This is a genomic window from Neobacillus novalis NBRC 102450, from assembly GCF_001591805.1.
In the GTDB taxonomy this organism is placed as follows: Bacteria; Bacillota; Bacilli; order Bacillales; family Cytobacillaceae; genus Neobacillus; species Neobacillus novalis.
Map to the genome: position 1 here is coordinate 107,209 of NZ_BCVP01000009.1, position 11,759 is coordinate 118,967.

At 39.9% G+C, this 11,759-nt stretch carries 13 protein-coding genes; 10 read left to right on the forward strand and 3 right to left on the reverse strand.

From position 1 onward, the window contains the following. The first annotated feature begins 698 nt into the window (after positions 1-698). From BANVL01_RS06410 to BANVL01_RS06440, 7 genes are all read left to right on the forward strand, one after another. Positions 699-1,382: a response regulator transcription factor gene (locus BANVL01_RS06410; RefSeq protein WP_066096111.1), complete on the forward strand. Its 684-nt coding sequence runs from the start codon at positions 699-701 to the stop codon at positions 1,380-1,382. Positions 1,383-1,422: 40 nt separating this feature from the next. Beyond that, positions 1,423-2,379, forward strand: a complete 957-nt coding sequence (locus tag BANVL01_RS06415; RefSeq protein WP_439951347.1) for a sensor histidine kinase — start codon at positions 1,423-1,425, stop codon at positions 2,377-2,379. A 249-nt stretch (positions 2,380-2,628) separates the two neighbouring features. Continuing rightward, on the forward strand, positions 2,629-3,312 hold the full coding sequence (locus tag BANVL01_RS06420) for an ABC transporter ATP-binding protein (RefSeq protein ID WP_066083221.1): 684 nt from the start codon (positions 2,629-2,631) through the stop codon (positions 3,310-3,312). After that, a complete protein-coding gene (locus BANVL01_RS06425) occupies positions 3,309-5,906 on the forward strand; it encodes an ABC transporter permease (protein ID WP_066083222.1) in 2,598 nt (865 codons plus the stop codon). The genes BANVL01_RS06420 and BANVL01_RS06425 overlap by 4 nt, the downstream gene beginning before the upstream one ends. A gap of 282 nt (positions 5,907-6,188) precedes the next feature. Next, positions 6,189-6,698, forward strand: coding sequence for a GNAT family N-acetyltransferase (locus BANVL01_RS06430; RefSeq protein ID WP_066083223.1), 510 nt, complete (start codon positions 6,189-6,191; stop codon positions 6,696-6,698). A gap of 23 nt (positions 6,699-6,721) precedes the next feature. Then, positions 6,722-7,261: a GNAT family N-acetyltransferase gene (locus tag BANVL01_RS06435; protein WP_066083224.1), complete on the forward strand. Its 540-nt coding sequence runs from the start codon at positions 6,722-6,724 to the stop codon at positions 7,259-7,261. Continuing rightward, positions 7,258-7,671 carry a VOC family protein gene (locus tag BANVL01_RS06440; protein WP_066083225.1) on the forward strand — a complete coding sequence of 138 codons (414 nt, stop codon included), beginning with the start codon at positions 7,258-7,260 and terminating at the stop codon, positions 7,669-7,671. The genes BANVL01_RS06435 and BANVL01_RS06440 overlap by 4 nt, the downstream gene beginning before the upstream one ends. A gap of 221 nt (positions 7,672-7,892) precedes the next feature. Here BANVL01_RS06440 and BANVL01_RS06445 read toward each other — a convergent pair whose 3' ends face one another. Both BANVL01_RS06445 and BANVL01_RS26605 read right to left on the reverse strand, forming a co-directional pair. Then, positions 7,893-8,510, reverse strand: coding sequence for an NUDIX hydrolase (locus tag BANVL01_RS06445; RefSeq protein WP_066083226.1), 618 nt, complete (start codon positions 8,508-8,510; stop codon positions 7,893-7,895). Between the two features lie 98 nt (positions 8,511-8,608). Beyond that, positions 8,609-9,028 (reverse strand): YbaN family protein, encoded by a 420-nt coding sequence (locus BANVL01_RS26605; protein WP_342342357.1) that lies wholly within the window; start codon positions 9,026-9,028, stop codon positions 8,609-8,611. A gap of 149 nt (positions 9,029-9,177) precedes the next feature. Between BANVL01_RS26605 and BANVL01_RS06450 the strand changes: the two genes are divergently transcribed. The 3 genes from BANVL01_RS06450 to BANVL01_RS06460 all read left to right on the forward strand — a co-directional run bounded on the left by BANVL01_RS06450 (position 9,178) and on the right by BANVL01_RS06460 (position 11,106). Continuing rightward, positions 9,178-9,633 (forward strand): DUF2269 family protein, encoded by a 456-nt coding sequence (locus BANVL01_RS06450; RefSeq protein ID WP_082804891.1) that lies wholly within the window; start codon positions 9,178-9,180, stop codon positions 9,631-9,633. 227 nt (positions 9,634-9,860) lie between these two features. Continuing rightward, positions 9,861-10,850, forward strand: a complete 990-nt coding sequence (locus BANVL01_RS06455) for an alpha/beta fold hydrolase (RefSeq protein WP_066083227.1) — start codon at positions 9,861-9,863, stop codon at positions 10,848-10,850. A gap of 55 nt (positions 10,851-10,905) precedes the next feature. Then, entirely contained in the window at positions 10,906-11,106 is a 201-nt protein-coding gene (locus BANVL01_RS06460) for a hypothetical protein (protein ID WP_066083228.1), read from the forward strand. Positions 11,107-11,211: 105 nt separating this feature from the next. Here the strand turns inward: BANVL01_RS06460 and BANVL01_RS06465 are convergent, their stop codons facing one another. Beyond that, the gene (locus tag BANVL01_RS06465) at positions 11,212-11,739 is read right to left on the reverse strand and encodes a YbaK/EbsC family protein (RefSeq protein ID WP_066083229.1); all 528 of its coding nucleotides are present in this window, start codon (positions 11,737-11,739) and stop codon (positions 11,212-11,214) included. Between the last annotated feature and the right edge of the window lie 20 nt (positions 11,740-11,759).

Sequence of the window (11,759 nt, forward strand, 5' to 3'; positions counted from 1 at the left end):
GATACGGTTCACCGTAACACATCAAAATGAATTTTTTTGCATTTATGAACTAAAACTCACTCCCTTTTAAATAAGATGTCTTGTCTTTTATCGAGTAACCAGCAAAAGTAAAATAAGCGGAGATTTTCCGGGTAGATGCAGATTAGAGCTCGTTTCGGGGGAAATAAGGGGAGATTTTCCGATTATGCCAAGCAAAATCCCTCATTTTCGAATTTTTCGAGTCAATAGGCGGAATCTCTCCGTCTATTTAAGCATTTTTAAATAATAATTACTCATTAAGCGGAATTTTTCCGTCTATTTATAGAATCGAGTGCTTAACCTGATCCCCCAACTGATAAATTCAGACCCTCTTGATCCTAGATGCGAGAATCAGCAGCTTTTTATCGTCCAGCTAATAAAGATCAATAAAATTGGTACTCAAAACGGCAGTGCAAATGACAGAAGTTTTGACCCTCTTTTTTAATTGTACAATACTTATTGTACATCATAATAATGATGTCAATTGCTATGTCAAAGTTAATAGAATTTCGTAGAAACCTTGATAAATTAAGAAAAAGACGTATGCCAATTCATACGTCAATTCTTGTGTCTTTTAATAACAAAAACACCCGAAAACGGAACCCTTTAGAAAAATACACATGGTGCCTGACACCCTTTAATGCTGATATAATGACGATAGAGAAAGGCGGGATACGATGATGAAAATTTTGCTTGTGGAAGATGATAAAACAATCGCCGCTGGGCTTGAATATTCACTGCAGCAGGATCAGTTTGCCACTATTCTTTGCCATGATGCAGCTTCAGCAAAAAAGGTGATAGCTGATGAAATCGAACAATTCGCGTTATGTTTATTTGATTTATCCCTGCCGGATGGGAGCGGCTATGAGTTGTGTCAGCTTGTGAAGGAGCGGAGCGATATACCCGTCATTTTTCTGACGGCGATTGATGATGAGGTCAATGTCGTTATGGGGCTAGACATGGGCGCAGATGATTATATTACTAAGCCGTTTCGAATTCGAGAGTTAATCTCAAGAATCAAAACAGTATTGAGACGCTATCAAAAACAAACGGTGACAAAAGCGACAATAGAAATAGAAAATGTCCGAATTAATACGCTTGAAGGTAAGGTGTATAAAAATGGCGAAGAAGTTTTATTGACTGCTTTAGAATATCGATTATTCCTCATTTTTGCCAACCATATTGGACAGGTTCTCTCTCGAAATCAGCTTTTGGAGCGAATTTGGGATGTGGCGGGAGACTTCGTGAATGATAATACCTTAACGGTTTACATAAAAAGACTGCGGGAAAAGTTAGAGGATAACCCACAACATCCGCAGATTATTAAAACAATGCGTGGTTTAGGCTACAAGGTCGGTGATTAGTATGCTCCGAAATCGCGAGGTTCAAATCCTCTTATTAACAATGTGTTTGCTTAATTTTACCGCCATCATAGCAGCGGCTTTTTTTTCGCTCGCTGCCACGGTACTTGTTTTTACCATCTCTGCCTTGTTAATTGGTTGCAGCTGGATATTTACAAGCTGGCGATATCGTGAAATCGAAAAGCTGTCCAGCTATTTACGGCAAATTAGCGGCGGCGATTATTCGCTTGATGTCCGTGATAATCACGAAGGTGAGCTAAGTATTTTAAAAAACAATATTTATAAGGTGACTATCATGCTATCGGAACAGCGCTCCCTTTTACAGCAAGATAAAATTAAACTCACCAATGCAATTTCTGATATCTCTCATCAGCTGAAAACTCCGCTTACTTCAATGCTGATGATGGCCGATTTGTTAAGCGATGCCAATCTGCCCGCTGCAAAAAGAACGGAATTTACCCACAATATTCGCATTCAACTTGAACGGATTGAGTGGCTTGTCTCTTCTTTATTAAAGCTTTCAAAAATTGACGCCGGAACGGTGCATTTTAAAGAAGATGTGATATTGGTGAAAAGGTTGCTGCAAAAAGCGTTAGAACCGGTTCTGATTCCGATGGACATTAAAGAACAAAACGTTTTGATTGACGGTGATGATAGAGTCTCTTTTGTTGGCGACCTAAATTGGACGGCTGAGGCCGTAATAAATATATTGAAAAACTGTGTTGAGCATACTCAAGAAGGCGGGAGGATTACCATTTCATTTTCAGAAAATGCTTTGTTTACGGAAATTGTCATAACAGATAACGGAAAAGGGATCGCCAAGGAAGATCTCCCGTATATTTTTAAACGTTTTTACAAAGGAAAGAATGCCGGTGAGGATAGCATCGGCATCGGGCTTGCAATGGCACATAGCATCATTACCAGCCAAAATGGCGTTATCGATGTTAAAAGTAAGAACGGCGAGGGCACCCAGTTTCGGATTAAGTTTATAAGCAGGTAATTTAACGTGTTCGCCAGTAATGTTTCGTTTTCCGCCAGTAAGCCTCTGCTTTGCGCCAGTAACCTCAACCTTTCTCTATGTTGTAGTACGCTTTTACTGTCGGATAACGCCACTTTATTGACGTAGTGTTGCCTTTTTTGCTTTGAAAAAAAGCATTAAGTGACAAAACTGTCATTTTACAGTCACTGGAAAGTCATTTTAAACAGATAAACTATGAACAACAGCAAAAAGCATGGAGGTTTTACTAAAATGGAAATTTTAAAAATAGAAAATCTGTCTAAAGTGTACGGAAAAGGTGAAACGGCGGTAACAGCACTTGATAATGTTTCTTTTTCGGTGAAAAAAGGTGAGTTTGTCGCGATTATCGGACCGTCCGGCTCGGGGAAATCGACGCTGCTGCATATGCTTGGCGGTGTTGACCGGCCAACGAGCGGAAAAGTGCTCGTTGACAATACTGATATCTACAACCTAAATGAAACACAACTGGCGATATTTAGACGCAGGCAAATTGGCTTGATTTATCAATTTTATAACCTAATTCCGGTTCTAACAGTTGAAGAGAATATTACCCTGCCAATCCTCCTTGATGAACATAAGGTTGACCAAAAGCAATTTGACGATATCGTCAAGATTCTCAATCTGCATAGCCGCCTAAACCACCTGCCTAATCAGCTTTCTGGCGGGCAGCAGCAGCGTGTTTCCATCGGCCGGGCATTGATTAGTAACCCTGCAATCATGCTCGCTGACGAACCAACCGGTAATCTAGATAGTAAAAATAGCGGTGAAATTATCGACCTGTTAAAAATGTTCAATAAAACCTTTAATCAAACGCTGTTAGTCATTACCCATGATGAACGGATTGCCCTGCAAGCGGACAGAGTAATTGTGATTGAAGATGGAAGGATTGCCAAGGACGAGGTGATTCGCCCGTGAATATCGTCAATAAATTAACTGTTCGTCATCTGAAGCAAAACAAACGACGAACGCTTGTGACCATCATCGGCGTCATTATCTCTGTTGCCATGGTGATGGCAGTGGCAACCCTGGCGGTCTCCTTTATGGACCTCATGCAACGACAGTCAATCGCCACTGATGGGGAATGGCATGTCCTATATAAGGATGTGAACAAAGCCCAGCTTGAAGCAATTAAAAACGACGAAGCCACCAAAAAGGTCGTTATTTCACGAGACCGTGGCTATGCCCTATTAGAAGGTGGACAAAATGAAAGCAAGCCCTACCTATTTATCAAGGAGTATAACGCCCAAGGATTTAAGCAGTTTCCGATTGAATTGAGTAGTGGGCGGCTGCCAAAAGCGAATGATGAGGTTGTTCTTTCCGAGCATATTGCTACGAACGCCAAGGTAGAACATAAGATTGGTGATCGTATAACCCTAGATGTTGGGGAACGTACAATTACCGGTGATGAGGGCAATGTACTTGGACAAGCGGAACCATTACAAACGGAGGACGGGAAAACGTCAGAAAGTGTGACAAATAAAACAACGGCAAACTACACGGTCGTTGGCTTTATCAAACGACCGACATGGGAACCAACATGGGCGCCGGGGTATACAATCATCAGTTATCTAGACGAAAGCATGATTGGGGCAAACAATCCAGTCAATGCGACCGTTGTTTTAAAAAAGATCCAAAGCACTTTATTCGATCACGCAAAGCAATTAGCCAAGAAAAATAAAATAGAATCACCCCAATTTAATAGTGATTTATTGCGCTATTATGGTGTAACAAATAACGACAACCTGCACAGCATGCTTTATTCATTATCAGCCATCATAATGGCGGTCATTATCGTTGGTTCCGTTTCGTTAATCTATAATACCTTCGCGATTTCCGTCTCCGAACGGTCACGTCATCTAGGGATGCTAGCAAGTGTTGGAGCAACGAAAAGACAGAAGCGGAACTCGGTATTCTTTGAAGGAATTATCATTGGCTTGATTAGTATCCCGATTGGAATTATTGCCGGCCTGGTTGGAATCGGGATTACCTTTTGGGCGATTAACTCCATTATTCAAGGGGCATTAGGGATGACGGAAAAATTAACGGTGACGGTCACGCCATTTTCAATTTTGATTGCCTGTGCGGTTTCGATGGTGACAATCTTCATCTCCACCTATCTGCCAGCAATAAAGGCATCTAGAATATCGGCCATTGATGCGATTCGCCAAACAACCGAGGTTAAGCTTACTGGTAAATCAGTGAAGACGTCAAAGTTCGTTCGCAAACTATTTGGAATCGAAGCGGAAATCGGCTTGAAAAATTTAAAAAGAAACAAACGCAAGTACCAAGCAACCGTATTCTCACTTGTGATTAGTATCGTGCTCTTTTTAGCAGTCTCATTTTTTACAGACAATTTGAAAAAATCGCTTGTGCTCTCACAGGATGGAATAAGTTATGATATATCTGTATCTGTGAGCGGTAAAATAACAGACTCAGATATTCGAATGCTGAAATCATTTTCTTCCCTTGTGGATGTAACGGAATCTAGTGTGGTAAATGAACTAAATATGAATACTTGGATAGACGAAGCATCGCTTGCTGATGAATTGCAAAAAATGGTGAAGCAGGATAAGAGTGTACTTGTGGACGGAAAATATCCTTATTATGTTAAAATTCACTCTTTAAATGAGCAAAATCTAAAGACTTATGCAAAAACCGTTGGTATAGATTATGATAAACTGACAACAAAAGAAGATCTAGCTGGAATAGTAATTGACACCATTCCATATGAGGATATGGAAGCAGGAAAATATGTTGAAACGAAGGCCATTCATACGAAAGTTGGCAACACAATCGATTTAACCTATACAGATCCGGAAACAGAAAAAGAAGTCCTTTCTAATACAGTGAAAATTGCCGCATTAACCAATCAATTTCCGATGGGATTCTCTCCGGTAGAGATCGGCGGATTGAACATTATCGTCTCAGAACAAGTCATGAACCAACTGGTAAACGAAAAGGTGAATGATAGGACCCAGACATTACTTTACCTCAAAAGTAAGGATCCAATGAAAACTCAGCAGGAAATCGAAGAAATAAAAGACAACAAGATGTATGTTCAGAATGTATATCAGGGCAGACAGCAGGATGAACAAATGATTATGTTAATGTCGGTCTTTACGTATGGATTTATTGCGCTGATTACAGCGATATCGATAGCGAATATTTTCAATACGATTTCGACCTCAATTGCCCTCAGAAAACGGGAATTTGCGATGTTGAAATCCGTGGGGATGACACCAAAAGGCTTTAACAAAATGATCAATTATGAAAGTATTTTTTATGGCATCAAGTCGTTGCTTTACGGACTTCCCATCAGCATTGCCGTGATGTATTTGATTCACAAGGCATTGATGAACAGCTTTCGTTATGGCTTCACCCTTCCGTGGATCAGCATGATTTGCGTGATTGCCGCCGTATTTATCATCGTAGGTTCCGCCATGCTCTACTCCAGCGCAAAAGTAAAAAAAGAAAACATCATTGACGCACTAAAGCAGGAGAGCATATAAAAACGGGTGTCAGGCATCATGTGAATATTTCACGTGGTGCCTGACATCTATCTTTTTTAGTTTCTCCATTGTTCAGCTGTTAAAAGAGGATGCATGAAGGTGTCTTTCACTGCTTTGGCGAATTTAATAGTAAAACTGAGAAATGTAGTGGGTTTCTTGACAATATCTAACAAGATTAGGCAAAAAGAATCTATGCCAAGACTGGTTCCGCCATGCAATTTTTAATAGAAGTTTTAGAGATTTATAAAGGGATTAACAATCGATAAATGCTGAGGTGTTAGAATGAAGATTAGAAAAGCCGTGTTAGCTGATGCCAATGGAATCGCTAAAGTTCATGTTGATAGTTGGAGAACTACCTATACCAATATTGTTCCAGACGAATATTTAAACAAACTTTCCTATGAAAGCCGTGAGCAGTTATGGCAGGACAACATTCCTAATGGTGGTGTCTATGTTGCGGAAACCAAGGCAGGGGATATTGTTGGATTTTCGTCTGGTGGCAAGGAGAGAACGGGCAAATATCACGATTACGCAGGCGAGTTATATGCCATTTATATTTTAAAGGAATACCAAGGAAACGGACTTGGAAAATTATTGGTGAAACCAGTCATAGCAGAACTGCTGCAGGAAAATATCTCAAACATGTTGGTTCTAGTGCTTGAAGATAATAGCTCTCGCTTTTTTTATGAGGCCCTTGGAGGTAAAAAAATCCATACCATAGAAGTGGGATTTGCCGGGGAAAAACTAAATGAACTTGTGTATGGGCTGGAGGATATAAGGAATATCCTTTAAGGAGTAAAAGGGGGAAATAGGCCATGGTTATTAGAGAGATAAAAGTCTCAGATGCAGAAAACTTAGTGCGCCTTATTCTGCAAGTTGAGGCAGAATCAAAATTTATGCTGATGGAAGCTGGAGAAAGACAAGTAACCCCTGAACAGCAAAAGATTAGAATAGAGAATATGATAAAAAGTGAAAACTCTACTATATTCGTTGCAGAAAAAGACAACACCTTGATTGGATATTTGTTTGCAATAGGCGGTACTGTAAGAAGAACCAAACATTCAGCCTATATCGTTGTTGGAATTCTAAAGGATTATCGAGGAAAAAGCATTGGAACAAAGCTATTCACGAAACTAGAAGAATGGGCGATTGGACGGAAAATCCACCGTTTAGAGCTGACCGTTGTAGCTCGGAACGAAGCCGGTCTGGCGTTGTATAAAAAAATGGGATTTGAGATTGAGGGGATAAAAAGACATTCCCTTTTAATAGCAGGCGAGTATACGGATGAATACTATATGGCAAAACTTTTAGCGATACAAGTAAGATTAAATGGACAAGGAGAAAAATCACTATGACAAAACGATTTTGGATTAACTTGCCGGTAAAGGACATTCATAAATCAAAAGAGTTTTATGCCAAACTTGGATTTACTATTAATACTCAACATGGCAATCATGATCAAGCACAATTAATCATCGGGGATCATAATGCTACGGTGATGCTTTTTCCTGATACCACTTTCAAAAATTTTACCCAACATGAAATTGTCGACACTAAGCAAGCGACGGAAGTATTGCTATCCATTGATGCAGAGAGCAGGGCAGAAGTTGATGAAATGGCAAAGAAGGCTGCAGGGGCTGGCGGTACCATCTTTGGTGAGCCGGCAGTGAGCCAAGGCTGGATGTACGGCTGCGGTTTTGCTGATTTGGATGGTCATCGCTGGAATGTGTTGTATATGGATCTAAGTAAAATGCCAAAAGAGTAAGAACTTGAATACTCCATAAATCTGACTGACTCGTGACAATAACACCGTATAGTGGGCTTTTCTTTTTGATAAGCTTCTGCTCGTTTGGTTTACTAAATTTTCAGGCCAAGAGTAACCCGACTAAAAAACTATAAACCAAGATGTATTTTGACAATTTTCAAATACACCTTGGTTTTGTCATTTTTGGAATTAAAACGAGGCCGCCTATTACTATAATAGACCTAATCAAAATAGATAGGCTCTTGTGGATTTTTTAAATAGTTAAAAGCCATTTCAATTTGTGATTTTGTATTCCGCGCTGTAGACAGCGGAGGCAGTTGATTTTCAGCAAAAAATGCAACTGCGCTTGTTTCAACACCTTCCGCAGCTTGCCCGCCAATGATTTCACATTGGATAAACATTTTATATACATGATAGGAAGATGGCGGATGGGGATGACATTTCATATCCATTACGGCTAACAATTTAACAGCTTTCACATCAAATCCCGATTCTTCCTTAATCTCCTTAACGGCAACTTCACTCGGTGTGAGCCCAATATCAGCCCATCCTCCAGGTAATGACCAGCGACCATCCATGTTTTCACGGACCATTAATATTTTTCCCTCTTTAAAGACTACGCCGCGAATATCGACTTTAGGTGTCGCATAACCCGTTTCACTAGCAAATAGATCTTTAATTACAGTCCTGTCCATATCTGTATGGTGCGTCAAAATGTCCACGCTAATATTGCGGATTAATTCAAATCGCTCCAAGTCAAACACATCTTTTGAATACGTTAATCCTGCTTGGGCAATGGATTGAAGCTGCTTTGCCCAACCCAGCCATTTCGGTTCCAATATCATCACTCCCAGCTTGTCTCATCATCCTAATATTATATTACCTCAACTGAAAATTTGGTTCGACTTTTGTACTAGTTCCGAAAAGAAAAGGGGTGTCAGGCACTATGTGATTTTTTCACAGGTGCTGACACCTTTGTTTTTATTTTAGTGAAGAAGTAATAGTATTTATAGCATATGACCAGCAGAAGGATGACTCTTACCATTAAATTGTTGAGGAGGATGAAGGGGATGGCAATCATCGCGTCTGCGGTTAATAGAATGGTTAGTTTTTGCTTTAGTGTCATTGCTCGTTCTTTGACAAAGCTCTCCAAATGGCGCTGGTAGATTTTTGTCGCTTTAAACCAGTGCGCGAATCTGTCTGATCCCTTTACGAAGCAGAAGGATGCTAAAAGTAAAAACGGAGTTGTCGGCAGCAGCGGTAAAATAATGCCTAAAATGCCTAAGCCAAGGGCAATGAATCCACCGGTAATAAAGAGAATCTTAACAATATTATTTATGATGACAGCCCCCTTCAGTTTTCAGTAACCTCCATTATAGCATTTGGTGGTTGGAAAATTAATGGCTGAAAAAGGACAAAATCATGTACACATTGCCAACACCATCACTTTTATGATGATATTTTATGATAAAATAGGAGAATGCAGAGAATGGGGGTTGCACATCTGTGAGTACTATTTATACCATCATTGTTTTCATACATATTTTTTCAGCGATTTTGGGGATGGGCCCCGGTTTTGTTTTAACCACGGTTGTTAAATCGGGCAACACGATGACCGAGTTAAGACATTCTTATAAGATTAGGCATAAATTACATATATTTGTGATGATTGGGGGCATATTTTTACTCCTCACTGGTTTAGCGATGGGCTTTTTAAATCCAAGTCTGTTTCGGATGGGCTGGTATATAACAAGTCTCGTTCTCTTTTTAACTGCGCTTGCGATGGGTCCGCTCGTATTATCACCAAGGTCGAAACCGATTAAAGACTTATTAGAATCCCATAAAGGAGAAGCAATTCCAGAAGAATATTGGCGCCTATCAAAGGTGCTATTTCGCTATGAGAACATTGAAAATGTGATCTTTCTAATTATTATCGCCTTAATGATATTAAAACCATTCTAATAGTAAGAAGGGTGTCAGGCACCATGTGAATTTTTCACAAGGTGCCTGACACCCTTTTCCTTTTTTCGATAAATGTGAAAACGCATTCTCAAAATAAAGGGAATTATTTACCAAGAAGGGAATATTTAATGATAGTGATTATTTATTTCTCTTGTGGGACGTAGGTAACTTGATTAGAGGTCAAGAAAGAGTCTCTAAGATTCAAACTTGTTTATGGAGATGATCAGATGTTTACCAATAAAACGCCGACTATTCCTAATGCACCAAACAGCATTGCTTCACTTGAAAAAATAAGTATTGGAGGTGTAGAACAATGGCTGCTTCTCCGGGGCCACGATCAGAGCAAGCCTATCATTCTATGGGTACATGGTGGACCAGGCGGTGCGCAAATCGGTTTTATAAGCCGCTACATCACAGAGCTTGAAAAGGATTTCCTGGTAGTGAACTATGATCAACGGGGATCTGGTCTTTCTTTTTCAAAAAAAACACCGAAAGAATCGATGACCATTGATCAAATGGTCGATGATCTAATTGAAATAACAGGAAAATTGTGTGCTCGTTTTCATAAAGATAAAGTCTATTTACTCGGTCACTCGTGGGGAACGATTCTCTCGTATTTGGCAATTGAGCGCCGGCCGGAACTATTCCATGGATATTTTGCCGTTTCCCAGGTCGTGAATATGAGTGAAAACGAAAGAATCTCTTATGAATACACGCTTAGAAAGGCGAAGGAAATCGGAAATGAAAAAGCCTATGCACAGCTTGAAAAATTAGGATCTCCTCCATGGAAAACCTTGAACTCCGATCGTATCCACAATAAGTGGTTACAAAAATTTGGCGCAGGACTTGTCCACACGGGGAATTTTGCTGGTACCATTATTAAGTCTGTCATGAAAAGTCCTGAATATCGCATGATTGATTTAATTAAATGGATTAGGGGACAAATATATTCGATGAACATTTTTAAAGAGGAGTTGGAGAATCTTGACTTCTTTCAATCTAGTAAAAGCATTCAGGTTCCGATTGTTATATGTGGAGGACGTCATGATTTCACGGCTCCAAGTGAATTAGCAGAAGCTTTTTTTAACCAACTTCAGGCTCCTTATAAAAAATGGGTGTGGTTTGAGCAGTCTGCACATACATTGATTTTAGAAGAAAAGGATGCCTTTGTGCAATTAGTGAAAGAGACGGTTAATGAATGGAGCAGCACAAAATAGTAGAATATAGGTGAGGCCAAAAGTGCTAATATAAGGATTAAAGGTGGTTGTTTTTTTGGTAATCCAATCAAATATGACTTCAAAGGCAATAAGCGAAGTATGGGAAGAAACAATAGAAGTTTTTCAAAAATACAATGTTCCAATTGCAGAAAAGACCTTACAAGTATTAGTAAACGACAACATTTTTCAAGAATTATTAACTGAATTAAATAAACTAGTAGGAAGCTCCAACGCAACTTGCATAGAAGGCGGCTGACAAATGCCATCTGAAAAGGAGTAGGTTACTCCTTTCATACTTTTGGGGCTTGATTCAACAAGAAATTCACGATAAATAAAAACGCTTAGGGGTTCTGAACAGCCCCTAGGCATTTTTTGTGTGCTGATTAATAAGAGTAATATTCTCTTCGGGCTCAGCCTCCTCCCAGCCTTTGCAAACATCCACCCATTCCTTAGCAAATGAATAGTAGAAAATTTCCTCCGTTGTCAATTCGATGGCAGAATTGGAACTGCCGCAAGCCGGGAACAGGGTCTCAAATCGTTTCATTGAGACATCAAGGTAAACATCCAGGTTATTTTCCAAACCAAATGGGCAAACTCCGCCAATTGCATGTCCAGTTTGTTCGAGCACTTCATCAGGATTAAGCATTCGGGCTTTGAAACCAAAGGTATTACGAAATTTCTTGTTATCGATTTTGGCATCTCCTGCGGCGACGATTAACATGGCTTGTTCTCCGTCACCCCTGAACGATAATGTTTTCGCAATCCGGGCAGGGATGACACCAATTGCTTCGGCTGCAAGTTCAACGGTAGCACTCGAGGTGTCAAATTCCATCACATCTACATCACGATGCCACTGTTTAAAATGAGCTTTTACACTTTCCAACGACACTTTTCCAACATCTCCTATCG